We start from the raw sequence: 24523 nt of genomic DNA, 5'->3' as shown, positions 1-24523 counted from the left end.
TTCTACAACTATAAGTTATCATCTGGATATCTGAACCTATTCAGAATCACTTGGACGATTATACACACGCACAATATCTTTTAACTCAATCTGTATCGTATCCCAGTTACTGGGTCCATCACCCACATCAGCTAAGAAGTGCGTACTATCGAAAATTTCAATAATTCCGGCTGTTCGACCATCCTTTAAAACAACATCATCGAACACTTTAATTTCCATACTTAATCTCCTTGATATAAACAGTCGTATTCAATTATTCTCACATCACTATAATCTCGATTTCACGCCATTGGTCACGAATTCTTCTTCCATCAATAACAAAGTTCAATACTTCATCTGGATCATCGCTTTTGAATTGATGATTGAAATCACCGCTAGCAATAATCCTTGGCCCTTGTGGTGAACCAATATACCACTCAGACCCATTTATTTTTATTCGAATATCTAGATGCACATCAATCGCATTGTAAAGTTCATCTAAAGAATTAAAGCGGTTGTCATTTCTCTTACACTTTGGAGATTCCAACCATACTCACTATCCTTTCAACAGAATTTGATACTTCATATCAAAATTTTCTAGGCGGTATCATCGAATACCATTTCAATCCTTCATATATCTTGGCGATTTGGGTGTTTTCAGAAGTTGTACCATTTAGGGATTTATCACAGTTTATAGCGTTTTATTTTAACAAATATCCAACCAAAGTTTTGAAAACAATTGTGGCAAATATGAAATTCACTAAAAACATCAGAAATGCTGCTGCCCATTCTAATCCAATTTTGGTCAATCTTTTTACCCCCAAAGAATTTTTACCACACCCTACACAAACTATCATTTCTGAAGTAAGCTTAATGAATATTGATAATTTACTATTAAATGATATGAAAATTCATGACTTAATCGGGCTATTCTACTTAAACAAATTATTAACAAGTAACGCAACCAGAGAACATTTTCATAATCATGGAATGAAAATTATTGAAAGATTTAATCGACATCCTGAATATTATCAGACTATCGCATCTATAAATCAGTTCAAAGAAATTCTCGGCAATATTATTGACTATCAAGTTTCAACCTGATAGTATTCAGACAAGGAAAGGACGGTTCGACCGTTCGCTCAATGAGATGGTATCAACATTTGGGTTATCGATTAAAGGGCCACGTAGCCGTTGCTACTTGGCTCTTTTTCGTCCAAAAATATGATCCTCATTTCTGGTCATACCAAACGCACTCATTAAACCTTATCCATTGTTGTAGGGGTACTTGCACGCAAATTCAAAACTACTCAACCATTTCAGTTCAGTTACTACTAGAACAGACTCATTTGTCATCGAAAACATACAATGCCAAGTGTTTTACTACGCGTATCACGATGCAAAACTGTCCTGATTGTCCGCCAAGTTTTTTTAGACATAGCATTTTCAAGCACAAATAAAAAATAGAGGCCCCGCTAAACACTAATTTAACGGGATCTCTACTTTTTTAAACCATATCTTCTATGCCCCAGGCAGGATTCGAACCTGTACATTGTTGCCAATACAGCGACCTGAACGCTGCGCGTCTGCCAGTTCCGCCACTGGGGCAGTTGCTATTCAACAACACAGTTAATTATAGCGAAACTCGGGTTAAAAATAAACCTTTTTCTATTTTTATGCATTAAAACTGAAAAAATTCATGATAAGTCGTTTGCAGGACCGTAATTTAGTGTATACTAGGTTCTGTTGGTTACTTAATCAACTTGTTGGCGGTATTGGCGAAGTGGTTAACGCACCGGATTGTGGCTCCGGCACGCGTGGGTTCGATTCCCACATACCGCCCTTATAGTTTTTCGGATAAAGTTGTACTGATTGATTTCAATTAGTGCAATTTTTTTGTTGGCCCAGATTTAGTAATGACGTTGAACTTCTCAGAATACTCGTGTCAAAGGCAAGTGAATAAGCCCAACAATGACTACTAAATTGTCGTCATTGTTGGGCTTTATTTTATTGATCAGCGAGCTTTACAATCGTGCCATAACCGGTCACGACTAAGAACCGTGGGGCCACACTCATCTGAACTACTTCTGTATTGAAGTTAACATAAATCAAGCCATCACCGTCTTGATCCTGAGCCTTCTGAATCAAATCTTGTTTAACTTGATCAATCAACTCATCGAAACGTTCAAATTGATCAATGTGATCAGACTGAAACATTGCATGCTCGGTCGCTGATACGACTGATTTAATCATATGTGACCGTTGTAAATCACCAGTTGTCAAAAACATTGTTGTAACCCCCTATTTACAGCTAATTTTACTTGAAAATTGATGTTATCGCAATCATATCCAGAATTGATTATGCCTCAATCGCCACTAATTCAGTTAAAATTTTCTTCTTAAAAAGAAGACTCACATTATTCCCAAAAATCAATGGTTTTCAATATTAAATTAATTATTTCATTAGTTGTAGTAATTAATATTGCAAATGCCTAATTAATTGCGTACAATATACTAGAATAATAAAAAGGAGGCTGGTTTAATGGCAACTCCAACCAAGAATATCTTGCTGGACGATCAACTTTGTTTTGCCTTGTATACTGCTAGTAAGCGATTTAATCACTTTTATGCGGATGCTTTAGCGCCATTTAAGCTTACCTATCCACAGTACATTACCCTCCTTGCACTCTGGGAAAATAGTCCCATGACAGTACGAGAATTGGGCTCACATGTCAATCTGGATAGTGGAACGTTAACACCCCTACTCAAGCGGATGCAAACGCAAGGGTGGGTCGAACGTAAGCGTGATGAAGATGATGAACGTCAAGTCAATATTTCACTTTCACAAAAGGCCATTGATGCAAAAAATGACATCTTCGCCCATGTGAATTCTTGTATGGATTTACTCGGCATGGATGACAAAACCTATGCTGAAACACGTAACACCGTTAATTTTGCTTCTGACCGGATCAAAAATGCCGATCCGAAAAAAATTAAGTACACTGGCAATGAAGTTTAGCAAAATAGCCCGCAAGTTAATGACTTGTGAGCTATTTTTTAATTTAACAAACTAATTAGCATAATACTCATTGCACCGGCATTAATTAAAAAGTGTAAAATAATCGAATCTTGTATTTTCCCTGATAATCGATAAACTGTCGCTAAAATTAATCCCATTGTGACATAAATCATAAAGCTTGGTAAGGTTGAGCTACTATGTAGGCTGCCGAATACGACCCCACTAAGGCTAATTTTCAACCATTCCTGCTTAAAAAACAAATTTGTGAGGACACCCCGAAAGACCATCTCCTCTACAATGGGCGTAATGAACACTGCACTAATCGCTAACATCCACATGGCAACCGGACTGCCACTCATTAAATTTTTGATAGCGGCATTATTTTGCGTCTGGCTCTGCTGATAAAGAAGTTTGTTGATCATCTGAAAAACACCTTCACAAACAATAATTGCCAAATAGCCACCAAACACAAAACCAATATCTTGATGGTGAAGCCGCTTTAACTGCACTTCACCCGTATAATGACGATAAACGGCGCCAGCCACGACAATAACCAACAGAAAGACGGCAAAATACGCAATAACCAACGCGATTTGCCAGCCAATGAAACCGTCATTATCATTTAACTCATTCAATAACCTGAGTAACATTGGTGGAATCACAATCCCAATGATTAGTCCCACTGAAATGACCACTCGCCACAACCAACTTAGGCCACGATCTACTGTCTGCATCAACCTCACCTCTTCCAGCTTAATTTTACCGCAGTGCCACATAAGTTACACAATTTCGCAAACGGAAAAAGACACCCTGCTGTCGCTCGCCTGTTAAGCTGATTGAACCTGCTTATCGGCAACAATCATAAACCGATCCTCAAACGTACTAATACTACCTTGCGTCTCAATCAAACGTGCTAATTTTTCTAATTGTGGCAAACAACTTGTCACTGAAAACTCCGGAAACTCCCAAGGGATAACGCTCGCATAATAAACAATTGCACCAACATCAAAGAAGCGCATCTGCGAGAATGCTGCTGCTTGTTGTTGAATATGCATGCCATTTTCTTGCAATTGGGTACAAACATTAATTAACGTGTTATCCGGGTACGCTGGCATGTAACTTGGATCCAAAAACCGTGATAAGGCAAAGTTATTTGTCCCACCAACCTGTTGCGTGATAAAAGTTCCGCCTGTTCGTAATTTGCGCACCGTTTCAGCAACGGGTAACGCCCCATGACTATTAGTCACAATATCAAAAGTGTTATCGGGCACCTGCTATAAGTTCTCAGCTGGGTCTGCGATAACTTCAATTTCAGAATCAGAATATGATTCTCGTAATAACTTCAAATTTGGCGCCCAGCCCTCAGTCACTACTGTCTTGCTTGCCGGATGATGAAAACTACTCATTAATTCTCCGCCACCTGTATCAACATCCAGCCACATCTGATCATCTGTTAACTTAGACTTGACCAGTTCTGAATAGTCCTAAGGCAACGGTTGCAACTCCCAACGACCATCGAGATGACTGAAATTCCAACCACGCATAGCCAGCTTACTCTCGGCTCGCCATTCAGTTATCAGATTCACGCCTGTAACCCCTTTCATTTTGTGGTAAACAACTTTTTGATGAAGCTTCATCTTATTAACGAACAGACTCTCACAACATCTGTTGAAAACTTAAAAGCAAAGAAATAAAAAAGATAACCCCAGGCACATGGGAATGCTAAGTACAAAAGTACCTACCCCATCTTGGGACCCAGTGTTATTCCTTCTCAAGTTATCTTATCGTCATTTTAACGTATAACAGTCTTTATAGTCAATCACATTTACTCAATGAAAAAACACCTCCCACCTCCTCCAGAGTTAAAGATGTGCTTCACCTGAACTAAACTCAACGGCAACCCTGAACAAGCAAGTCTGCAAAGTGCTCGCCAAGTGTGATATTAACATTTCAGAATTCTACTTTCCTCATTACGTCATACTCACGCATCATATTTATTATAAAAATAAGTCACTATCTTTGGTATTAGATTAGGCCACGCAACATACAAAATAAAATGAGCGTGTATAGCCATGTTATGGATGAAATGCAAAAAGCCGAACGTTCAAAAACACTCTCTGCACTCGATAATCTTGGATAGTGCACTTTTGGTGCATTTTTCAAAAATGGGGATAAAAAAATGACTCTACCGCATAAAGCAGTAGGGCCAAAGAGTTAGGTTTAAGTACAATATGGGGGATTGTACTTACTTGTCCATCCACTTTGGGGGAGTAAAATGAACAAGTGTATAATTATTAGGTACATGTATATACTATTATATAATTGTGAAGAAAGTGTGAAGATTATGCTTAAAACACGAAAAATAGAAATATATTTTTCAAAATATAAAATTACATGATATTTAAATAGTTATGTAAGCCTCTAAAATTAGTTAAAAAATTTTCACCTTTTTGGGTTAAATCATGTTAGGATAGGAACCGTTAAAGCAAATGAACGGTTTGATTAAACGGCTAACTGTTCTCGTCAGTTTACATTTTAAAGGAGTGTCTTTCAGTCATATGTTATTTTTTAGGGGTTTTGCGAGTATCCTGGTTGTTATTGTCATGTTCTATTTCATCCGATTGGTCATCATTCACCGGCGCCCACTTTCACAAATTGACAGTGGTAACGAGCGACAACATCAGAACGGTGAAGCCTATGTCAACGCTGTTAATACGATCAATTATTTGATTACGGACGTCCGGAATGGACATAAAAGCCAATTTACGGCGGGTGACGCAGCCGATTTAGAAACTGCCCTCAGCCTCATTTTGGGCACCTCAGTTAGCGCTCTACCCATTACTGGTAATGAGATCCGTCTAACTATCCAACTGGCCAATCGGGGCACTCATGACATCACAGTTAAACTCACCAATCCGGATCTCAAAACGACCACCCTTTTTGAGCGCGAAAAAGCGACGACAGTGAAAGTCAATCAAACTGCCGTCGCCAATGGACGTGAATTTTATAATGTGATCAAGCAAGCCCTCAAAAAAGCTTAACTTGCAACCCCGCCAAACCAAACTAATAAAATATCAAAAATCAAAAATAACAAGTTAAATTGCAATAGCCACCAATTCATCAGGCCCTTTTCCCGCCACATGCCATAAATCGATAACAATATGCCGATTAAGGGAATCAAGCCACCTTGTAAAAGTCGATAAAATGGCAAATAAAAACGCCCCGTGACAATTGGTCCTGAAAGCTGCCCCAGTAACACAAAAAAAAGAAACACCCCAATATTTAATAACGAACAAGCAAAAGCGGTCTCGGTAATCGTCCCCATCGACAACCGATAATGGTAACGAAAACGTAAAACTCCGGTACCAATCAAGCCAACAGCCAATATCAAACAAACGACTAGCATGGTTTTTTTCACGACTCCTTTTTATAGTCAATGTAACCATACCCTATTTAGCACAAGACGCCTACCTCTCCCACTGAAGCTTAACCCTTTTTTAGCAAAAAAAGACCCGCGAAGTGACCTTCCGGATCTTACCCAATTATGCCCTAACGCTTTGACGCTACTGGTACTTTCAATGTTTTTGTTTTCAATCCAGCAACTTGTACAGCCACGCTGGATTGATTTTTCATCACTAGTTTGACGTAGAAGCGACCATCTTGTTTGTTCGAGATGACTTGTCGCGTCAACTTACCCGCGCGAAAAGTCACAATCACCCCATGCTTCGTCCGACCACGCACGATGGCCGCTTTTTTAGCGGCATCATAAGTCATGGTGGCCGTCACTTGATGTCGATGATGACGATAATCGCCCTGCAAACTATACTCCGAACCTAGAATTAATAAGCATCCGGCGAGAATCATCAATATCAGCGACCAAAACTGCTTCATTAATGTATCCCCCTTTTAGCCAGTCCCCACAACTGACTAAGTCGATAGTCTTATCATAATTGAGACTTCCGTTCAGTAAACAAAAAAGGTGCAAAGCCTAAAATAGCCTGCACCAACGTTACTTCAATTTTAGTTCACACAACGATTTTGTTACATAAGAGTCATTAATTTAATTTTACTGGCAATTGCGCCTGTTTAATTAACGCCAACAGATCATGCATTTTACGGATTGCAATGTCAATTGTCTCACCATTTTCAAAGTAGCCTAATTGTGCTTGCTTGTCCACCCGCACCAACATGTTTGGATTGACCAAAAAGCTCTTATGGACTCGAAAAAGTTCCGGATGTGCAACTGTTTCATCACTGATTTTGCCATTATACTGTACGATTCGATCCACTAAGTGCAAAACCAGCTTATTCCGACTCATCCCAGTTTCAATAAATAAGACTTGCGATAACGGCAAATTAAATAGCTGACCACCCTTTGAATAAGAAAACATGGCCTTGCTCGAAACACCTTGCTTCGTATAACGTTCATAGGCGATTCGAATATCTTTTTCGACTTTTTCTTTAACTGCCGCTTGTCCTAAATCCTTCACAATAAAATCCAACGGTTCAATGCGACGTTCAAACGTGAGGAACGCCATTTCGGCATGTGTCGAGACGAAAACAATTTTGGCATTCACATCTTGTTCTCTAATCTTGCTGGCCAATTCCAACCCATTGAGCGCCTGTCCAGGATAATCAATATCCAAAAAATAGAGTCCTTCAGAGTCTGGGTGAGCATTAACTTCATCCAAAAGTGCCTGCGCTTCACCAGTTGCCAGCGTTAAACACATATCAAAATCATTAATCATGATATGGTTATTGATAATTTGCTTTAAGGTTGCTAATTGCTCTGGATCATCTTCAACGACAAAAGTCTTTAACAAACCACTCACTCACTTTCAATACTGATAATGAATTCGAACTGATCACGGGCACCCAACTCATAGGTCACATTATCTAACGGATCTAATAACTCACGCACCGTGGCTAAACCCTGACCGTGGCCGACACCTTTAGAAGTATGCCCAGCAGTCATTAATTCATCCAAACGCGCGATTGGTGCCTGAATCGAATTAGCAAACACTAACTCAACCATTTTAGGGTATTTTACAACGGCAACGGCAATTTGACCATCTGCTTGGCTCTTCACCGCTTCAATGGCATTGTCTAATAAGATACCGCTCACCCGCGCTAATGTCACCGGATCGATTGCCAACTGCGTCACCGGCTCACTCGCTTCAAGTCGGACCTTGATACCGGCTTGGCGGGCAACTGAAAATTTATTTTGAATGATTGCCTTTAACGATTTATCCTTAATCCGTTCCAAGTTGTCAAAATGGCCAAAGTCACGGGTTAAACTTTTTTGTGACTGTAGCACGACTTCATCAAAATAGGTTTTAAGCTCAGAATTATCGGTTGCATGAATATATTCGCCCAATGATAGCAAAATATTTTGATAATCGTGACGAAATTTTCTTAAATTTTGATAGCTACTTTCCAAATTATTAACGTAAATATCATACTGCTTACGTTCTAGCGACTGGCGATGAGCCTGAACCCGCATCGTATAACTATAAAATAGGTAGATGAACGTCCCACCATTAATCAGTAAAATAGCAACCAGAATAATCATTAAGATTCCTAAAAATCCAGAACCAATATTGTAATTATCTGCGGCAGTTGTAATGGCAAAAAAAGCAATTGCCACGACGGCTAATGCACACACGACGACGTTTAACAACACTTCATCCGTAAATTGACGCGCATGTCGTTTATACAAGATTTGAAAACTAATGGCCACGGCCAACATGCAGGCGGTGACGATCGTTTCACCAACAATTTCAAATAACCAGCCACTCCATTGATCCAGTCCAAGCCCAAACAGATGAAAAATCGTCTCGGTTGCGAAATTACCGAAATAACTGAACAAGATATACGATAAGGTCGCCGTCAAACTGGTGACAATAAAGAACTTTTTATTGCGGACAAACCACAACAACCCTAAATTTACAATGAAAGTCGCAATATCCGAATAATCGTCATACCACATATATAGGCCAGTTAGTAACAACGCCATCATTACGACCGTCACATAGACGCGCCGCTGTCGCAACTCGCGATTAATTAAAATCTGTAGCATAAAGACCAGCATGACTGAATACCAGTGATCAAATGCGGCAATATACCAATACACATAAACGATGGTGCGCCCCTCCCCCGAAAACCGATAGTTCAATAGTCTTATTGTATCGAAATGACCGCCATTTGTATATTTCATCTGATAAAACTTAATAATCTTTACTTAATCTTTCCCTGCCTTAGTTAGTTGCAGGCAATAAAAAACACCAGATCGACCAACTCGACCTGATGCCTTTCAAAAGTCATCTTAATGGAAATCACCGGGCATATAGCTTTCGATGACAGCCGTAATGTTGAACGTTTCAAAGCTGTGGAAACTGGCTTCGTCAATTTCAGCATACCGAACTGCAATTTGAGGACGTTTGGTTAAATCAAAGGTATCCACATAATTGAATTCCAAATATTTTTTATGTTCGCTATGAATAAAACCAGTATAACTGTCGCCATGTTTTTTGATACGACCTGATAGCTGAATCACTTGATCCTTTTTGAACGCTAGCTTCAACAACGTCTTTAACAAAGAATGATCGTGTTGAGCCTCTTTCTTCAAAAACTTGGCCACCAAATGCTCCGTATTCCAAATGTCATAGTAGCCCCGTTGTTGCGCTAAACTGACAATTGTCGCCATACTCTTCAAATAATCGGAAGACGCAATTACCTTGGCTAAGGACGCCTTACGGAAAACTACCAAACCATCTAACTCACCGTCAACATTAATGGCTTCGACTAAGACAAACTTTTCGTCTTGTTGCATGACATAGCCAACGCTAAACTGCTCGTTGGTCCCTTTAGAATAGATTTCAACGAGGGCTTTGTTTTTGATTGCTTTAGCTAAATCGTCTCGAATCGCACTCATTGCGCGTTCCTCCATTCACTGATGTCCAGTGAGTTATCACTGGCTAGTATACTTCAATTTACTAATTTCAATCCCTATCATACCACTTGTAAAACCCTCAATTCAAACGGAGACTGCTACCGTTGATTACCAGCTCATTTTACAATATAAACTTGTTAATTATTTCAGCAATGGCATCCTGATTATTATCGGCAGTTGTCACGTACTTTGCCACTGATTTCACCACATCTAAACCGTTAGCGACACTGACTGGTAGTCCAACCGCTTTCAGCATTGGTAAATCATTACTGTTATCACCAGCCGCAATAATTTCGTCAGGTTTGATGCCTAACAACTTACCAAGTTGAACTGAGGCTGACCCCTTATCCACGCCGGCCCGATTAAATTCAACATAACGATCAGAGGAATAAGTGACGGCTAATTCAGTCGGATCAACTTGCTTTTCGACCGCCGCTCGCATGGCTTTGCGCGCCGACATCGTTGGCAATGCCATGATGACCTTCATAATATTCATATCTTTAAACTGCTCAAAATCCGGCGTCTTCAACACTTCAAACGAGACCCCACGATTAGTCAGGTAAGCAGAATCTTCGGGCGTTGGATTATAAATGTACAACACATCTTGTGTATAGACATGAGTCGCCGCTTGCTTGTTAGCCGCACCAGTCTCAAAAACTGCTTTGGCCATGGCATACGGCATCGCGTTAACAGCAATTGGGCGGTTCCCAGCATTTTCTAAGATTAAGCCACCATTATAAGAAATCGAATATTGCCCTGCTTGGTCGCGCAAATGCATCTTTTCCAAATCATTTTGAAATGAGGTATAACTCCGACCAGAATTAGGCACAAAGTAGACGCCCTTAGCAGTTGCCGCTTGAATCGCTGCCGCATTTTTATCAGAGAGCGTTCCATCATCATTCATTAAAGTTTCGTCCAAATCACATACGATCATTTTATACATAGCAAACCCCTCGCAATTCATAGTCATACTTTCACTTTAGCGAACTCATCTGGGAAATGCAACCGCTTTTATCGTTGGTTTGGCTAGTGACCGTTCTAACACTACTAATTCTGATTTAGCAGTGCAAAGCAGTTGAGGCCGCTTTCAGTTTTCGCTATACTAGTCAAGATAAAAACTGAAGGGAGTTTTTCTGCATGATTGAAGAATTCAAAACATTTATTGCTCGTGGCAATGTCATTGACTTAGCAGTTGGGGTCATTATCGGCTCGGCTTTTACCGCAATCGTCAAATCTTTAACTGATTATCTGATTAATCCATTAATTGGGATTTTTTTAGGAAAGATTGATCTATCAAATTTGAAATTTACAATTGGTGAAGCCACCTTTAAATACGGGGCTTTTCTCAACTCAGTCATTAACTTTTTTATCGTGGCCATCGTCGTCTTTTTCATGGTCAAAATAATTAATCGCGTCGTCCGCACAGAACCAGTTGAAGACGATGAAGATGAAGAAACGCCGGATCTATCGGCTCAATACCTCGCTGAAATCCGTGATTTGCTAAAAGAACAAGCCAAAAAATAGCCACTAAGCAAAGTTTCTACCAAATGTCTATATGGTATTGAAACTTTTTTTGGTATACAATATGTAGTGCAATTTTCTATAAAGAGGGGCTATCATGGTGATAATAACAGCAGGAATGATTGGGGTCGGCAAAACCACGTTAACTGGTTTAATCGCCGACCACCTTGGTACAAAAGCATTTTACGAACCCGTTGGTGACAATCCAGTCTTACCACTGTACTACTCGGATCCGAAAAACTACGGTTTCCTACTACAAATTTATTTCTTAAATAAACGTTTTGGGATGATCAAGAAGGCATTGGCGGATGATAATAACGTCCTCGACCGTTCAATCTATGAAGATGCCCTCTTCACTCAAGAAAACAACGCCGAAGGTAACATTTCTGATACCGAATTAAGCGTTTATCTTCAATTGTTAGATAACATGATGACCGAATTAACTGAACTCCCTAAAAAGGCGCCAGATTTGATGGTCTATTCAGAAACTGACTTTGACACGATCCTTTATCGCATCAAGAAACGTGGTCGTGATTATGAACAATTCGATAACAATCCTGAATTGGAATCGTACTACTACAAAATGTGGACAGCTTACCGTAAGTGGTTTGACGAATACGATGCTAGTCCAAAAATGAAGATTGATTTACAACACTATGACTTGGAAAAGCCTGAAAATCAACAGGCCGTCTTAGCCCAAATCGACGCTGAACTTGGCAAGATCCGCAACCCAGCCAAAGCTTAACGCAAAAAGCACTACCGCCACGGAATAACTTCCGTAACGATAGTGCTTTTTTGATGCCATTAACTTTAGCTCACCGCACGCACATCGCGAGCCAATTCAAAATTGTTCGTAATCACGGCACTCACTTGCTTATCAAACAATTGCCGCATTTCATCTGGATCATCAACCGTCCAGACCCGTTCGGAAACAGTCGACATTGCCTGATAATGTTCTAAATGTAGCCCTTCTAAATGTTCGCTTGCACAGAAATCTTCGGGATTTCCAATATGTGCCGCGGATAAAAAGGCGTACTTTTGACTTGGATCTAGGCGATAGCCACGTTCCAAACTATGCAAGTTGAATGACGAAAATACAACGGGATAAACTAAGTCAGCTTGGTGAACTAAACGTAAGACGATTCGTTCAATCCCCTGATAATAATGCTTATCCGTCTTAAATTCCAAGTTCAAATGCACTGGTTCACCACTCACTAAATCCAATAACTCCTTCAGTGATGGGACTGGTTCACCATTGGCTAATGAAAATTGACGCAACTCGGCATACGTATAATCAGAGATTTTTCCCTGACCATCCGTTGTCCGGTCAATCTTTTCATCATGCATAATAACGGGCACACTGTCTTTCGTCAGATGCACGTCAAATTCCAAGCCATCAATCTTTTGATCCACCGCATATGCAAATCCCGCTAATGAATTCTCTGGAAACTTCACCGGAACGCCACGATGACCATAAATCAACGATTTACTTGTCACTATCTTTCAACTCTTTCCACTTATTTCTTCGTCCAGCCATTGGCCAGGTTATTTGATTCTAACACTTTATTATAAGAATCCTCAGCTGCCTTAAGTGATTTATAGACATCTTTCCCGGCATAAATTTGTTGCATGGCATTTTGAACGAGTGAACGAGCTGCAACCACGCCATCTACAAAAATTCCGGAGTTGGTGTAATTGGCTTTGGCACTCTTCAACTGATCACTTGGCACTTTAAGCATTGGTAACTTTTCATAGGACTGCTTTAAGATTGGTTCATTCGCAGAATCCTTGTTAATCGCTAAATAACCAGTAGCCTTTTCCCAGCGGGCTTGATTCTTAGGATTAATCAAGAACTTAGTGAATTCCCAAGCACCTTGTTGAACGGCTTCAGATTTATCATTAGAAATCCAAAGTGAGGCGCCACCAACTGAAATCCCGTTGGCTTTAACGCCATCAGGTCGTGGATAATAGGTGACTCCAAGGTTCTTACCTAAGCCTTTAGCTAACACACTCATATCAGCTGAAGTCTGCATATAAATCCCTAACTTATTAGATAGGAAGGCAGCCATTTCATTTTTGTGAGAACCAAAGTTCATGAAATCACCGTATTTGACACGATCCTGTACCCAAGTCATTGATTTAATAGCTGTTGGCCCAGTAAAGTTTACCTTGGTTGAAATACCAGAATGACCATCGTTCTTGTTGGCAAATTCTTCGTTGGCATTTGATAAGAATTGTTCAAATAACCATGAGTAGGCTTCAACACTAATACCCTTAACTTTGTGGTTAGAACGGTCATAAAGTTGTTTAGAAACCCTAGTAATATCACTATAAGTTGGGTTAACTGGTGGTGGTGTAATCTTATACTTCTTCAACAAACCAGCATTATAATACAATGTCGTTTGCGATGTGTTAAATGGCATTGCTAATAACGTATTATTCCGAGTAGCAACCCCTCTGGCAACCGATGCAATCTTGCTAATATCGTAATTTTCTTTATCAATAAATTTCTGCATTGGAACCGTAAAACCACTATGATACATTTGGCTAGTTGAAATATCCATTGATTGGAAAATCGCTGGTGAGGCATCAGTTCCGTGGGTGTTCATGATCTTTTGAATCACATCATTGTAACCACCTTGGAATTGGGGAACGACCTCATACTTCGATTGTGACTTATTAAATTCATTGATAAAAGTCACTAATTTTTTCTGACCAGGACCTTTCATTTCATGCCAAAAGACGACCCGCGTCCGTCCAGAAGCGGCGTGTACTTGTGATTTCGAATAGCCGAAGACACCAAGACCAATAACCAAAATAACTGCAGCGGCACTAAAAAGCTGCCAATAACGTTTAAATAACTGACTAAGTTTTTTCATTTGACGGATCCCTCATTTAAGCCTGATTTAAAGTAATGTTGGCCAATGTATAAGACAATCAATGTTGGTACAACAACGATTGCTGCACTAGCCTGTACCATACCCCAGTCATTGAATGTTTCTTCTGACTGTAGTTGTCGTAAGCCATCTTGTACTGGACGCAAATGATCGCTAAAAGTCGTTAACATTGGCCAGAGGTATTGGTTCCAAGCGCCTAAAAAGCTATAGGCAGCTAATGTACACAAACTAATCTTGGAATACGGCATAACCACTTTCCAATAAAATTGCCAATGCGATAACCCGTCAACATCGGAAGCTTCCTTTAAATCTCGTGGAATTTGTTTGAAAGTCTGGCGTAGCATAAAGATTCCGAATGCTGAAGTCAAGAACGGAATCACCATTACAGAATAATGGTTTAATAACCCAAGCATTTTGACCGTTGCAAAGTTTGGAATCACTTCTGCTTCAAATGGCAACATCATTGTGCCTAAAACCACGTAAAACAAGAAATCACGATATTTAAAATCTAAGAAGACAAAAGCGTAGGCTCCTAATGAACAGAAGAATAAATGCGCCGCTGTCACCAAGGTTGCAATTACTAAACTGTTTAACAGATAACGCAAAATCTTAGTCTGAGTAAAAGCAGTGACGTAATTATGTAGCGTCAACTGACCGCCACCCCAAAGCGTCCCTTTAGCAATATCCATGGATGGCAAAAAGCTCGTCCAAATTCCAAGGGCGAAGGGAAAAATGACAATAAAAGCCAAAATGGCCAACAGTAAATATTTAACGGTATTACCAAGTATTTTTTTCTTGGCAACTTGTTTCATCATGGAATTTTCCATTAGTAATTCACCCGCTTTGCTAAGAGCTTAAATTGAACAAATGTAATAATGGCAATAATAATCGTCAAAATAATGGCTTCCGTACTTGCTTGTGCATAGTTACCATTCATGAAAGCATCTTTATAGACCCGGTAAACTAACAAGTTAGTTGCATTAGTTGGGCCACCACCTGTCATCAAATCGATTAGTCCAAAGCTCTTGAACCCTGAGATCAACGTGATCACAGCGACGAAAAACATGGTTGGTGAAATCATTGGTAACGTAATGTGCCAAAATTGATACCGTGATGTCGCGCCTGAAACAGACGCAGCGTCATACAAACTTTTAGGAACAGCTTGTAACGCGCCAAAGAATAGTAAGAACGTAAAACCTAAATGCATCCACACAGTTGTTGCAATCACAGCGGTCATCGCCCAACCTGGCGTTGTTAACCAGTTGATTGGATGAAAACCAAATGCAACAACAACTTTGTTTAAGATACCCAATGATGGGTTAAACATGAACAGCCAGAAAACGGCTGAAACTGAAACCGAAACACCCATCGTGGCGGTAAAAATATTGCGGAAGAAGCTAATCCCACGCAGTTTTTGGTTTGCCAAGGCTGCCAGTAATAGCCCAAAAATAATAGTGAAAACAGAAACACTAATAACATACGTCCCAGTTGCTTTCAAGCTTGCAATATATGATGCAGATTTAAGCAAGGTCGTGTAGTTCTTCAAACCGATAAAGACGGTTGGATTCCCAAATGTATCTGTCAAAAATAGACTCAAGTATAAAGTTCGCAACATTGGGAAGAAGACAAAGACCGTTAATAATAAGATTGATGGCCCCAAGAACAACCAAGCATAATACTTGTCATTCTTTTTTAACTCGAAGCTTTTGACTTTAGCAGTCACTTCATTATTCGCTTCAGGGCCTTTAGGTTGTTGCTTAGTTGACGGCAACGATTCGATCATTTTCTACCCCTCCTTGTTCCGCAATTAAGGCTTCATGGTCATCGAATACAAAGGCTGGTCCAAGAGCCGTCACAGCAACCCGTTGGTCCAATTCAACGTGAACTTGGCCATCTTTAACGATGCGAACTTCAACGTCGTTATCCATAACAGCTTCAATAATTGTTTGGTCACCAAGGGCTTCCACATTGATAACCGTGGCATTCCCACTGTTTGCAGCAACTTGCTTCATGCCAAGTTGGTTTGGTCGAATACCGACCGTATATGTCCCAGCAGCGATTGGGTTATCGAGTGACACTTGTAAATATTCATCAATAATCAATTGGGTTGCAGTCCCATTCCCACTAGTCGTTGCCGTTAACAAGTTAATTTGAGGGGTTCCAAAGAACTGGGCAACGAAATGGTTGGCTGGGTGATTGTAAATGCCAAGTGGTGAATCGATCTGTTGGACATGTTGATCATGTAAAACCATCACATGGTCAGCCATTGTCATCGCTTCAGTTTGATCATGGGTCACGTAGATCAAAGTTAACCCTAATTTGCGTTGTAATTCGCGAATTTCAGAACGCATCCGAACCCGTAATTGCGCATCCAAGTTTGACAAAGGTTCATCCATCAAGCAGATTTTTGAATCACTCGCAATTGCCCGTGCCAAAGCGACCCGTTGCCGTTGACCACCTGAAAGTTCCCGTGGTTTACGGTCACGATATTTCGTTAAGTTGACCATCTTTAAAGCATCGTCAACACGTTGGGTAATTTCGGCTGCCGCCATCTTACGGGCTTTTAAACCGAATGCCACATTATCAGCGACACTTAAAAATGGATATAGCGCGTAACTTTGGAAGACCATTGATAAATTCCGGTCCTTCGGTGGCACATTGTTCATGACCTGACCATTGATTTTTAAAATACCGTCAGAAATTGGAATGATCCCCGCAACCATCCGCAATAATGTACTTTTCCCACAACCAGATGGACCAACGATCACAAATAATTCACCATCTTGAACTTCGGCGTTAACCTCGCTCAAAACTGGCTTTTCGCTATGATCATAAGTCTTAGTGATGCCTTTCAATTCGATTCCCATGTCTGTCCTACTCCCTTAAACAATTTATTAGTGATTTAAACAAATCAATCACTTCCTAAATCATGCCAGATGAACGTTTCAATCGTGTCGACTTGCTGTAAAGTTTATGTATGACTTGCGTAAAATGTTGCACCACACAACGATTATTTGGCCATTATAAAAGCCTGCTCAACGATTTCTCGTCAAGCGGGCTTTGAAAGTCATATTCAATTATATTTTTGAGTCTTCATGTTCTGGCGCTTGAAAATCGATTAATTCACTAGTCAGTGCTTTTTTACACTGATTTCACCTTAATATCGGCCAATTTATCGGTTTAAAAATGATTCTTTGCCAACCAAGACCTTACTAACTGTTTTGTGTCACCTAATTGATCATCGGTAAGCCCCAGTCCTGACCTAAAGCTTGCCCGTTTCGCGTACTGCTTCAATTCGGGCATACTGGATCCTAGGCCACTACTACCGCTAGTCGTAAATGGTAAAATCGTTTTTCCCTTGAAACTTGGGTAATGATTAAGAAAAGTATTGATGGCCATCGGATTTTTATCTAACCATATTGGATAACCTAAGAAAATGTATTTATACCCTGTTAAATTTGGGAGTTTTCCGGTCAATTCTGGTCGTGAATTCCGATTCTGTTCAGAACGTGCAACCTTCAACATTTTTTGATAACTGGTCGGATACTTTTCCTTGGTTTGTAGATGATAAATGTCGGCACCTACTTGTTTTTGAATGGTCTTAGCAACTGTTGCAGTATTTCCGGTACGGGTCATATAAATAACAATAGACTTACCGTCAGACTGTTTATTTTTGGTAGCGGCCACCGTTTGATTGGTTGTAGTGCCTGAATTTTTATCGGTGTTGATATGGGTAACCAACAAAACTCCGACAATAATAATAGCGCCAAGTCCAATGAGGATTAAACTCAATTTTCGCATCTTAAAATTTCCCCTTCTCACATGTAAAAGCCAAATATCCTAAAACGTTGAAATTATCATAATGCGAGAATGTAGCAATGTAAAATACCTATATCGAATGTCTTACTATAGCAAATACGTATATCATGTAAAGTTTGCTACTAAGACACTTAGGGCTAAACTGATTGTTGTGATGAGTCGCCATAAGGCCATCAAAAATTGGCCTTATAATTGGGTATAATCGACAGTTGCCAAACTTGGTGAGATGATATTCAGTACATTAAAGAACCGACCAATGACGCGGTTGCGGATGCCGTACTTAAATGTGGTAGCACCGAGTTATCAAACGAAATGGCGATGACCGTTGCTCGTCTTTGCACCATTGCTGGTCACGTTGATTTACCACACGAACCTAAAATAGCTATGACAGCTTCGTTTGATTACAACACCATTATTGTGGGCGGTTCCACTTATGGTAAGCAAGTGTTGTTGAAGGCTGTATTGGGCAGTGACATTCATCCTGGCAAAGTCTTCACGTACCCATTCAGTTAAAAGAAATCGATGACGCCTACAAGGCAAGGACAATAAGTGAAGCAACCAACACCCAATATTTGTGTCAAATAAAAAGGACAAAACTCCGCATTTTATCACTAGGACCGTCCAAAGTAAAAGCAAGTGAGAAGAAATATCTCCAAACCGTTTTTTCAAAGATACACTTCAAATTAAAGACCCTAACATCATTTGTACTGATGTCGATAGCAACAATTCAACCTTTCAACATCCTCATTTGACAGAACGCGATTTTACACAAGAATTCGGAACAAAAAAAGAAAACCAATTCGAAAATGAATTGATTTTCTCATAAAGTTCCTCATCAATAGCGGTTGAAAAAGAATCATTATAGTCGGCGGGTTAGCCGCGTACTCGTTTTAACCGGTTGATGCTGCTGATCCGTACGCACAACTAAGACATCACAAGGTGCGTTACGAGTGACATAGGTGGCGTTCGACCCAATTAGGAAACGGGAGACCGCATTGAGTCCAGTCGCCCCCAACACAATTAGATCCGTCCCATAACGCGTAGGTAAGGTCGTTGCCAGTAATGATTTCGAATTACCAGAATGCAAGTGAACCTGCACATCCGTCACCCCGGCAGCCACCGCAGCCTTGCGTGCCCGCACTAGGTTCGCCTTGAGCTTAGTTGTCAGTTCGTCCAAAACTTGTGGCGTGGCTGCGCCAAACCCCATTGGTCCTTGTGTGATTCCAATAAATTTTTCAGTATTAATAATCGTCACAATATCTAATGTTGCTTGCATTTGTGCCGCAATCGCAATTGCTTTATCTAGTGCTAATTGCGATTGTGGTGACGTATCTACGCCAACCAGCACGTCTTGATAACCAGTCATCATCAGCATCCCCCTTAGTTAAAAATGATAGTCGAATCTTAGTTGTCAGTTGCGAGCACGGCAATCGATTCGCCGTAAATGGCCATCGCTGCAATCAAATCATCAATTGGTTGAAATTCGTTGGCTTGATGCATCGTGTCTTCAGTATATGGGAACAAAGCCCCAAAGGCCACCCCACGTGCCATCATTCGGCCATACGTCCCACCACCAACAATTTCTGGCTGTGAGTCAGTGTCACCAGTTTGCCGACGATAGACGTCCATCAAATCTTTAACGATTGGGTCAGCGGGATCAACGTAGTGTGGCACCATGAAATCTCCCTGGCTAATCGTTGCGCCAGCTGGTAATTGCTGCTTAATTTTTTCAGTCAGCGTTGCTGGTTCGATACCCTTTGGATAACGGAAGTTTAAGGTCAAATCGCCCCCATTTTGTTGATCAAAATGTAAGAGCCCCACGTTCATCGTCAAGTCGCCCATCACTTTATCTGTATAAGCAAGTTCTAGCTGCTTAACGCGTGAATCATCATGCAATTTAGTGGCAATGAAACTCAAGAAATCCTGTGCATCGGCGCCAAACGTATACTGACTCAAGAAGGTGGCTAAATAAGTCCCAGCGTTGATGCCATTGCGCGGTTCCATCCCATGTGCGGCTTTACCGACAACTTCGAGTTTTAGCCCATCAGCAGCTTGTGTCGCTTGACCAGTGACTGGTTGGGCTGCCAAGAAGGCTTCGAAATTAGTGACCACTTGATCATTAGCGGGAGTATTAATCACAGCGACTGCTTCACGTGGCACCATATTTTCCCGCAAACCAGAATCAAAGGAAACCAATTCAAACGGTGCTTTCGCTTGGTTGCCAAAATGAACTTGCAAACTAACGTTACCTTTTTCCCCATTAATTAACGGGAATTCGGCATCTGGCGAAAATCCCAGCGTTGGTGCTGGTTCAACTTCAAAATACCGTTTCATGCCGGTCCAATTACTTTCTTCATCGGTTCCAACAATGAAACGAACCTTTTTGTTCAACGTCAAGCCAAGCGCTTTGACCATTTTAAGGCCATAATATGCGGCCATCCCAGGACCTTTGTCGTCAGAAGCCCCACGCGCATAGATTTTACCGTCTTTGATAGTTGGTTCAAACGGATCCGTATCCCAGCCATTCCCCGCTGGCATTTCGTCAACATGAGCCAATACAGCTAGGGTTTCATCGCCCTCACCGTATTCAGCATAACCGACTAAGTTATCAATATTTTTAGTTTTGAAACCGTCGCGTTCCGCCAAGGCTAAAAAGGTCGTTAAGGCCTGTTTAGGACCTGGACCAAGGGGTGCCTCAGGAGTTGCTTGTGCGTCATCACGGAAACTAGGTACGCGTAACATGGTGGTTAAGTCTGCCAGATAATCTGTTTGGTACTTTGCAGCTTCAGCTTGCCAATCAATTGTCATGTTAAAATTCCTCCCAATCGTTTACTAACTCAATTTTAGCATAGGTTATGCGAAGTTAATAATCGGAAGCAACCGCTCTCAAGCAATCATGTTATACTCGAGTTAAATCATTGAAAGTGGGTGTTCATTTGCAATCAATCACAGCTGAATTAGTCCATCAAACGATCATCCGCCGACCAGCCGAATCTCACAAAGGCACTTACGGTCGGCTGATGCTGATTGGTGGCAACCAAAACTATGGTGGCGCCATCATTATGGCCGCAACTGCCGCTGTCCTCAGTGGTGCGGGCCTAGTCACCGTTGCGACCGATGCCAGCAACTTCACAAGTTTACACGCGCAATTACCGGAAGCCATGGTCGTAGACTATCATCAAACCGAATTTGTCAGTCAATTACTCAAAACAATGGATGTGATCGTCATCGGTCCTGGCTTGGGCACGGACCAGTTAGCGACACACTTGCTGTCAACGGTGTTGGCACACGTCCAAGCCAATCAACGACTCGTCATCGATGGTTCCGCTCTGACCTTATTAGCGACTCGTCAGCAGCCACTGCCGGCAGTCCCAATCGTGGTGACCCCGCACCAAATGGAGTGGCAACGGCTCAGTGGGCTTAAAATCGCTGACCAAACGCCGACAGCCAACCATCTGGCTCAGCAACGACTAGGCGTCACTGCCGTCGTTAAAGCGCATCACACGACGATTTACACCGACGACCGTGTCTGGTTCAATCCCGGCGGTACACCGGCGATGGCCACTGGCGGCATGGGTGACACGTTAGCTGGCATGATTGGTGGCTTTACGGCCCAATTTAAAGACTTTACCAATGCTATTCTCAGTGCGGTTTATTTGCATAGTGAAATTGCCGATGACTTGGCACAATCACGCTATGTCGTCCTCCCACACCAGATTAGTGCCGAAATTCCGAAATACATGCATCGTTATAGTCTCAATTAATCAGTCACCCCACCGATTTAGCCGGAGGTCGCGGCTAATAAAAAATCATCGAAACTCAGCCATAATCAGCTAGGTTTCGATGATTTTTTAGTCGATGTCAGTCGCTTGACCAGCATCCTGTTTTAGCGCCTTTAATTCGTCATCCGTCAAGGCACGGTAATTACCGGCCAGTAATCCCACGGGCAACTCTAATGACCCAAAGGCGATACGGCGGAGTTGAACGACCCGTTCACCGAGCGTCCCAATCATCCGTTTAACTTGATGATACTTACCTTCATGAATCTTAATTTGTAAAGTCGTAAAGTTTTCAATTTCATGAAAAGCCACAATTTCCGCTTCTGCGGGTTGTAATTGTGTCCCATCTTTAAGCGTAATCCCATCATTGAACCCAGCCACTTGTGCTGGCGTAATTTCACCGGTGACCTCGGCCTCATAGACCTTGGTTACATGATGAGCCGGCGACAACAAAGCATGTGACAAGGCCCCGTCATTCGTCATCACGAGGACCCCTTCAGTATCCTTATCCAAACGGCCGACTGGGAAGAGGTCGTCACGATAGTCAGTGGTATTGAACAGATCGAGCACCGTTTTCGCTTGCGCGTCGACGGTCGCCGTAATGACACCGACGGGCTTATTCATCACATAATAAAAATATTGTTGGTAGCGTACCTGCTGATCATCTAATCGCACCATGTCGCTACCGGGATTGACTTGTTGTTTACCAGACAACACTGGTTCACCATTCGTCGTAATATGCCCATCCTTGATGAGTCGTCGGACCTGCGTTCGCGTCCCCACTCGCATGGCATGTAAAAATTTATCAATTCGCATCATTCACCTACTTAATCCGGAGTTTGCGCCGTAAACCGTTCGCTCGTTCACCAATCATCAAATCAGCTAAATGCGAGCGTAAGGCGAAGTATGCATACACCGCTCCACCAACGGCGACCGCTAAGACTACGATCACAAACGCCTGAGTTTTACTTTGTTCATTCATCACGAAATTCAAGCCGTAAACGACTAAAGCCGCTGAAACATAAGTCAAAATCGAGAAAATCAAGATTCGATTCACATTTGGGAGTAACTTCACATAACGCACCCCAAAGTTCACTTCCAAGTCGTACAGCGCCATCATGCTAGCGACAAGCATCCCAATGGCCGTCGCAACTAGTGGGCCTGCTGCTGACAAGAAATAAATACATGGCCACTGCACGACTAATTTCACGGCCAAACCAATCAAATAGAAACGGATAATATCGCGATTGCGCGACAACCCTTGCATCAAAGCCGAAGCAACGGTGAATAGGCCGAGAATAATCGCCGTAAACGCCGAGATTTCCAGAATCATTGTCCCTGCTTTGCTATACCCATAAAATAACGTATTCAATGGTTGTGCCACCGCTGCCATCCCTAACGCACCGGGAATCATAATAAACAGAAACAGCGTAAAAGCATCTTCCAATTGTTTACGAATATTACGCATATTATGCGCTGCTAACGATTCAGATAATAATGGTACCACCGTCACCGCAATGGCCGAGGCCAGTGACACGATAATCATGACTAATTTATTCGCATTAAAAGCAAATAACGCATACAAATCATTGATTACGGCAACTTTGGTATGGAACGTCGCTTGCATGATCGGTTGGAATGTCGCTTGATCAAGTAAGTTAAAGACCGTCGTCGCAGTATCGATCACGATAAATGGAATAGCTTGCACAATAATGTCTCGGAACAACTGCCAAACTGGAATCACTAGTTTGGCATCACTCTGCGCAGCGAGTCGATTTAACTCTGGTCGTTGACGGTAATAGTACAGCCCCAGCAATAAAAAACTGGCAGCCGCACCGACAAAGGCAGCAAACGTTGATTGGGTAATTGCATTAACCCAGTCACCCTTTTGTACGCGCATAATATAGTAAGTCGCGCCCAACATGTAAATGACCCGAAAAACTTGTTCAACAAACTGGGAAATCGCTGACGGCGCCATCTGTTGGTAACCTTGGAAAAAGCCCCGTGTCAACGACATCGATGGAATAATGACCAACGCAATTGCTAAAGCCCGTAACACCGGAATGACATTCGGATCACCACCGCCAAAAGCAGCGGCAATGATATGTGCGCCAAACCAGAGCACGCATCCGCTTAAAATACCGAGTGCAGTTGTCAGTAACAGCCCTCGTTTAAAGAGCCGTTGACCAACACCATATTCATTGATTGTATTATATTCTGAAATCTGTTTTGAAATGGCTGATGGAATCCCACCAATTGCCACCAGGAGAAAGAAGCTGTAGATATTATACCCTTTCGCATAGAGGGCATTCCCCTGTTGCGAATTATTACCAAGCCAAATGACCCAGGGAATAATATAAATGGCACCCAGAATTCGTGAAAAGAGACTGCCCGCCGTCATCCAAGCTGAGCCCCGCACCATTTTTTGATGCGCATCAGCTTCGGAGTTGACGTGGCCATTCTGTGGCTGATTAGCCTTTGGTTCCTCAGACATTGTCCCGTACCTACTTTCTTAGTTCAATCTTAACCATTTTAGAGGAAATCCTCCTAAGTTGCA

At 41.6% G+C, this 24523-nt stretch carries 27 protein-coding genes, 2 tRNA genes and 1 pseudogene; 8 read left to right on the top strand and 22 right to left on the bottom strand.

Features of this window, described 5'->3' with window-relative positions; genetic code table 11:
* Nucleotides 1-36: 36 nt before the first annotated feature.
* Both FFM70_RS01780 and FFM70_RS01775 read right to left on the bottom strand, forming a co-directional pair.
* Complete coding sequence (locus FFM70_RS01780) at nt 37-219, bottom strand: hypothetical protein (RefSeq protein WP_137615147.1); 183 nt, start codon at nt 217-219, stop codon at nt 37-39.
* Nucleotides 220-259: 40 nt separating this feature from the next.
* Nucleotides 260-526, bottom strand: coding sequence for a hypothetical protein (locus FFM70_RS01775; protein WP_223877409.1), 267 nt, complete (start codon nt 524-526; stop codon nt 260-262).
* 104 nt (nt 527-630) lie between these two features.
* Here FFM70_RS01775 and FFM70_RS01770 point away from each other — a divergent pair, with 104 nt between their 5' ends.
* Nucleotides 631-1083 (top strand): hypothetical protein, encoded by a 453-nt coding sequence (locus FFM70_RS01770; RefSeq protein WP_479686839.1) that lies wholly within the window; start codon nt 631-633, stop codon nt 1081-1083.
* 420 nt (nt 1084-1503) lie between these two features.
* Here the strand turns inward: FFM70_RS01770 and FFM70_RS01765 are convergent.
* Nucleotides 1504-1587 (bottom strand) — tRNA-Leu (locus tag FFM70_RS01765).
* A gap of 161 nt (nt 1588-1748) precedes the next feature.
* On the opposite strand from FFM70_RS01765, the gene FFM70_RS01760 reads away from it, so the two are divergent.
* Nucleotides 1749-1821, top strand: a tRNA-His gene (locus tag FFM70_RS01760).
* 165 nt (nt 1822-1986) lie between these two features.
* On the opposite strand, the gene FFM70_RS01755 is transcribed toward FFM70_RS01760, so the two are convergent.
* Nucleotides 1987-2268, bottom strand: coding sequence for a hypothetical protein (locus tag FFM70_RS01755; RefSeq protein ID WP_137615145.1), 282 nt, complete (start codon nt 2266-2268; stop codon nt 1987-1989).
* A 253-nt stretch (nt 2269-2521) separates the two neighbouring features.
* On the opposite strand from FFM70_RS01755, the gene FFM70_RS01750 reads away from it, so the two are divergent.
* Complete coding sequence (locus FFM70_RS01750; RefSeq protein ID WP_137615144.1) at nt 2522-2998, top strand: MarR family winged helix-turn-helix transcriptional regulator; 477 nt, start codon at nt 2522-2524, stop codon at nt 2996-2998.
* A 38-nt stretch (nt 2999-3036) separates the two neighbouring features.
* Here the strand turns inward: FFM70_RS01750 and FFM70_RS01745 are convergent, their stop codons facing one another.
* Nucleotides 3037-3732, bottom strand: a complete 696-nt coding sequence (locus FFM70_RS01745) for a CPBP family intramembrane glutamic endopeptidase (RefSeq protein WP_137615143.1) — start codon at nt 3730-3732, stop codon at nt 3037-3039.
* Between the two features lie 93 nt (nt 3733-3825).
* Nucleotides 3826-4602: pseudogene (locus tag FFM70_RS14075) on the bottom strand (methyltransferase domain-containing protein).
* 954 nt (nt 4603-5556) lie between these two features.
* Here FFM70_RS14075 and FFM70_RS01735 point away from each other — a divergent pair.
* On the top strand, nt 5557-6039 hold the full coding sequence (locus tag FFM70_RS01735) for a hypothetical protein (RefSeq protein WP_137615142.1): 483 nt from the start codon (nt 5557-5559) through the stop codon (nt 6037-6039).
* On the opposite strand, the gene FFM70_RS01730 is transcribed toward FFM70_RS01735, so the two are convergent.
* The 6 genes from FFM70_RS01730 to FFM70_RS01705 all read right to left on the bottom strand — a co-directional run bounded on the left by FFM70_RS01730 (nt 6036) and on the right by FFM70_RS01705 (nt 10893).
* Entirely contained in the window at nt 6036-6416 is a 381-nt protein-coding gene (locus tag FFM70_RS01730; RefSeq protein ID WP_223877407.1) for a hypothetical protein, read from the bottom strand. The genes FFM70_RS01735 and FFM70_RS01730 overlap by 4 nt on opposite strands.
* A gap of 131 nt (nt 6417-6547) precedes the next feature.
* The gene (locus tag FFM70_RS01725) at nt 6548-6889 is read right to left on the bottom strand and encodes a hypothetical protein (protein WP_137615141.1); all 342 of its coding nucleotides are present in this window, start codon (nt 6887-6889) and stop codon (nt 6548-6550) included.
* Nucleotides 6890-7053: 164 nt separating this feature from the next.
* Nucleotides 7054-7830, bottom strand: coding sequence for a LytR/AlgR family response regulator transcription factor (locus FFM70_RS01720; protein WP_223877406.1), 777 nt, complete (start codon nt 7828-7830; stop codon nt 7054-7056).
* Complete coding sequence (locus FFM70_RS01715) at nt 7827-9215, bottom strand: sensor histidine kinase (RefSeq protein WP_223877405.1); 1389 nt, start codon at nt 9213-9215, stop codon at nt 7827-7829. The genes FFM70_RS01720 and FFM70_RS01715 overlap by 4 nt, the downstream gene beginning before the upstream one ends.
* A 108-nt stretch (nt 9216-9323) precedes the next feature.
* Nucleotides 9324-9932: a hypothetical protein gene (locus tag FFM70_RS01710; protein WP_137615139.1), complete on the bottom strand. Its 609-nt coding sequence runs from the start codon at nt 9930-9932 to the stop codon at nt 9324-9326.
* 139 nt (nt 9933-10071) lie between these two features.
* Nucleotides 10072-10893 (bottom strand): Cof-type HAD-IIB family hydrolase, encoded by an 822-nt coding sequence (locus tag FFM70_RS01705; RefSeq protein ID WP_137615138.1) that lies wholly within the window; start codon nt 10891-10893, stop codon nt 10072-10074.
* 194 nt (nt 10894-11087) lie between these two features.
* On the opposite strand from FFM70_RS01705, the gene mscL reads away from it, so the two are divergent.
* Together mscL and FFM70_RS01695 are read left to right on the top strand one after the other, a co-directional pair.
* Nucleotides 11088-11474, top strand: a complete 387-nt coding sequence (gene mscL / locus FFM70_RS01700; protein WP_137615137.1) for a large-conductance mechanosensitive channel protein MscL — start codon at nt 11088-11090, stop codon at nt 11472-11474.
* 94 nt (nt 11475-11568) lie between these two features.
* Nucleotides 11569-12216 carry a deoxynucleoside kinase gene (locus FFM70_RS01695; protein ID WP_137615136.1) on the top strand — a complete coding sequence of 216 codons (648 nt, stop codon included), beginning with the start codon at nt 11569-11571 and terminating at the stop codon, nt 12214-12216.
* Nucleotides 12217-12281: 65 nt separating this feature from the next.
* Here the strand turns inward: FFM70_RS01695 and FFM70_RS01690 are convergent, their stop codons facing one another.
* From FFM70_RS01690 to FFM70_RS01665, 6 genes are all read right to left on the bottom strand, one after another.
* Nucleotides 12282-12968, bottom strand: coding sequence for a glycerophosphodiester phosphodiesterase (locus FFM70_RS01690; RefSeq protein ID WP_137615135.1), 687 nt, complete (start codon nt 12966-12968; stop codon nt 12282-12284).
* Between the two features lie 20 nt (nt 12969-12988).
* Nucleotides 12989-14350, bottom strand: a complete 1362-nt coding sequence (locus FFM70_RS01685; RefSeq protein ID WP_137615134.1) for an ABC transporter substrate-binding protein — start codon at nt 14348-14350, stop codon at nt 12989-12991.
* On the bottom strand, nt 14347-15195 hold the full coding sequence (locus FFM70_RS01680) for a carbohydrate ABC transporter permease (protein WP_171002275.1): 849 nt from the start codon (nt 15193-15195) through the stop codon (nt 14347-14349). Before FFM70_RS01680 ends, FFM70_RS01685 begins: the two co-directional genes overlap by 4 nt.
* Nucleotides 15195-16151, bottom strand: coding sequence for a carbohydrate ABC transporter permease (locus FFM70_RS01675; protein ID WP_137615133.1), 957 nt, complete (start codon nt 16149-16151; stop codon nt 15195-15197). Before FFM70_RS01675 ends, FFM70_RS01680 begins: the two co-directional genes overlap by 1 nt.
* Nucleotides 16126-17235 (bottom strand): ABC transporter ATP-binding protein, encoded by a 1110-nt coding sequence (locus FFM70_RS01670; RefSeq protein WP_137615132.1) that lies wholly within the window; start codon nt 17233-17235, stop codon nt 16126-16128. The genes FFM70_RS01675 and FFM70_RS01670 overlap by 26 nt, the downstream gene beginning before the upstream one ends.
* Nucleotides 17236-17548: 313 nt before the next feature.
* Nucleotides 17549-18169 carry a flavodoxin gene (locus FFM70_RS01665; RefSeq protein ID WP_137615131.1) on the bottom strand — a complete coding sequence of 207 codons (621 nt, stop codon included), beginning with the start codon at nt 18167-18169 and terminating at the stop codon, nt 17549-17551.
* A gap of 330 nt (nt 18170-18499) precedes the next feature.
* Here FFM70_RS01665 and FFM70_RS01660 point away from each other — a divergent pair, with 330 nt between their 5' ends.
* On the top strand, nt 18500-18700 hold the full coding sequence (locus FFM70_RS01660) for a hypothetical protein (RefSeq protein ID WP_137615130.1): 201 nt from the start codon (nt 18500-18502) through the stop codon (nt 18698-18700).
* A 346-nt stretch (nt 18701-19046) separates the two neighbouring features.
* Here FFM70_RS01660 and FFM70_RS01655 read toward each other — a convergent pair whose 3' ends face one another.
* The gene (locus tag FFM70_RS01655; RefSeq protein ID WP_223877404.1) at nt 19047-19556 is read right to left on the bottom strand and encodes a universal stress protein; all 510 of its coding nucleotides are present in this window, start codon (nt 19554-19556) and stop codon (nt 19047-19049) included.
* A gap of 35 nt (nt 19557-19591) precedes the next feature.
* Entirely contained in the window at nt 19592-20995 is a 1404-nt protein-coding gene (pepV, locus tag FFM70_RS01650) for a dipeptidase PepV (RefSeq protein ID WP_137615129.1), read from the bottom strand.
* A gap of 128 nt (nt 20996-21123) precedes the next feature.
* On the opposite strand from pepV, the gene FFM70_RS01645 reads away from it, so the two are divergent.
* Nucleotides 21124-21951, top strand: a complete 828-nt coding sequence (locus FFM70_RS01645) for an NAD(P)H-hydrate dehydratase (protein WP_137615128.1) — start codon at nt 21124-21126, stop codon at nt 21949-21951.
* Between the two features lie 87 nt (nt 21952-22038).
* Here FFM70_RS01645 and FFM70_RS01640 read toward each other — a convergent pair whose 3' ends face one another.
* Entirely contained in the window at nt 22039-22782 is a 744-nt protein-coding gene (locus tag FFM70_RS01640) for a pseudouridine synthase (RefSeq protein ID WP_137615127.1), read from the bottom strand.
* A 7-nt stretch (nt 22783-22789) separates the two neighbouring features.
* Nucleotides 22790-24460 (bottom strand): putative polysaccharide biosynthesis protein, encoded by a 1671-nt coding sequence (locus FFM70_RS01635; RefSeq protein ID WP_137615126.1) that lies wholly within the window; start codon nt 24458-24460, stop codon nt 22790-22792.
* Between the last annotated feature and the right edge of the window lie 63 nt (nt 24461-24523).

The organism is Lactiplantibacillus nangangensis (assembly GCF_005405065.1).
Taxonomy (GTDB): domain Bacteria; phylum Bacillota; class Bacilli; order Lactobacillales; family Lactobacillaceae; genus Lactiplantibacillus; species Lactiplantibacillus nangangensis.
Note: the sequence above shows the minus strand (reverse complement) of the source record. Positions and strands in the feature narration are given on the sequence as shown.

Coding starts and splice junctions, on each gene's coding strand:
- FFM70_RS01680 (WP_171002275.1), bottom strand. CDS start 15,195: ATGGAAAATTCCATGATGAAACAAGTTGCCAAGAAAAAAATACTTGGT.
- FFM70_RS01745 (WP_137615143.1), bottom strand. CDS start 3,732: ATGCAGACAGTAGATCGTGGCCTAAGTTGGTTGTGGCGAGTGGTCATT.
- FFM70_RS01735 (WP_137615142.1), top strand. CDS start 5,557: ATGTTATTTTTTAGGGGTTTTGCGAGTATCCTGGTTGTTATTGTCATG.
- FFM70_RS01665 (WP_137615131.1), bottom strand. CDS start 18,169: ATGCGAAAATTGAGTTTAATCCTCATTGGACTTGGCGCTATTATTATT.
- FFM70_RS01725 (WP_137615141.1), bottom strand. CDS start 6,889: ATGAAGCAGTTTTGGTCGCTGATATTGATGATTCTCGCCGGATGCTTA.
- FFM70_RS01675 (WP_137615133.1), bottom strand. CDS start 16,151: ATGATCGAATCGTTGCCGTCAACTAAGCAACAACCTAAAGGCCCTGAA.
- pepV (WP_137615129.1), bottom strand. CDS start 20,995: ATGACAATTGATTGGCAAGCTGAAGCTGCAAAGTACCAAACAGATTAT.
- FFM70_RS01780 (WP_137615147.1), bottom strand. CDS start 219: ATGGAAATTAAAGTGTTCGATGATGTTGTTTTAAAGGATGGTCGAACA.
- FFM70_RS01710 (WP_137615139.1), bottom strand. CDS start 9,932: ATGAGTGCGATTCGAGACGATTTAGCTAAAGCAATCAAAAACAAAGCC.
- FFM70_RS01635 (WP_137615126.1), bottom strand. CDS start 24,460: ATGTCTGAGGAACCAAAGGCTAATCAGCCACAGAATGGCCACGTCAAC.
- FFM70_RS01755 (WP_137615145.1), bottom strand. CDS start 2,268: ATGTTTTTGACAACTGGTGATTTACAACGGTCACATATGATTAAATCA.
- FFM70_RS01640 (WP_137615127.1), bottom strand. CDS start 22,782: ATGCGAATTGATAAATTTTTACATGCCATGCGAGTGGGGACGCGAACG.
- FFM70_RS01670 (WP_137615132.1), bottom strand. CDS start 17,235: ATGGGAATCGAATTGAAAGGCATCACTAAGACTTATGATCATAGCGAA.
- FFM70_RS01655 (WP_223877404.1), bottom strand. CDS start 19,556: ATGATGACTGGTTATCAAGACGTGCTGGTTGGCGTAGATACGTCACCA.
- FFM70_RS01715 (WP_223877405.1), bottom strand. CDS start 9,215: ATGAAATATACAAATGGCGGTCATTTCGATACAATAAGACTATTGAAC.
- FFM70_RS01750 (WP_137615144.1), top strand. CDS start 2,522: ATGGCAACTCCAACCAAGAATATCTTGCTGGACGATCAACTTTGTTTT.
- FFM70_RS01685 (WP_137615134.1), bottom strand. CDS start 14,350: ATGAAAAAACTTAGTCAGTTATTTAAACGTTATTGGCAGCTTTTTAGT.
- FFM70_RS01705 (WP_137615138.1), bottom strand. CDS start 10,893: ATGTATAAAATGATCGTATGTGATTTGGACGAAACTTTAATGAATGAT.
- FFM70_RS01695 (WP_137615136.1), top strand. CDS start 11,569: ATGGTGATAATAACAGCAGGAATGATTGGGGTCGGCAAAACCACGTTA.
- FFM70_RS01660 (WP_137615130.1), top strand. CDS start 18,500: ATGGCGATGACCGTTGCTCGTCTTTGCACCATTGCTGGTCACGTTGAT.
- mscL (WP_137615137.1), top strand. CDS start 11,088: ATGATTGAAGAATTCAAAACATTTATTGCTCGTGGCAATGTCATTGAC.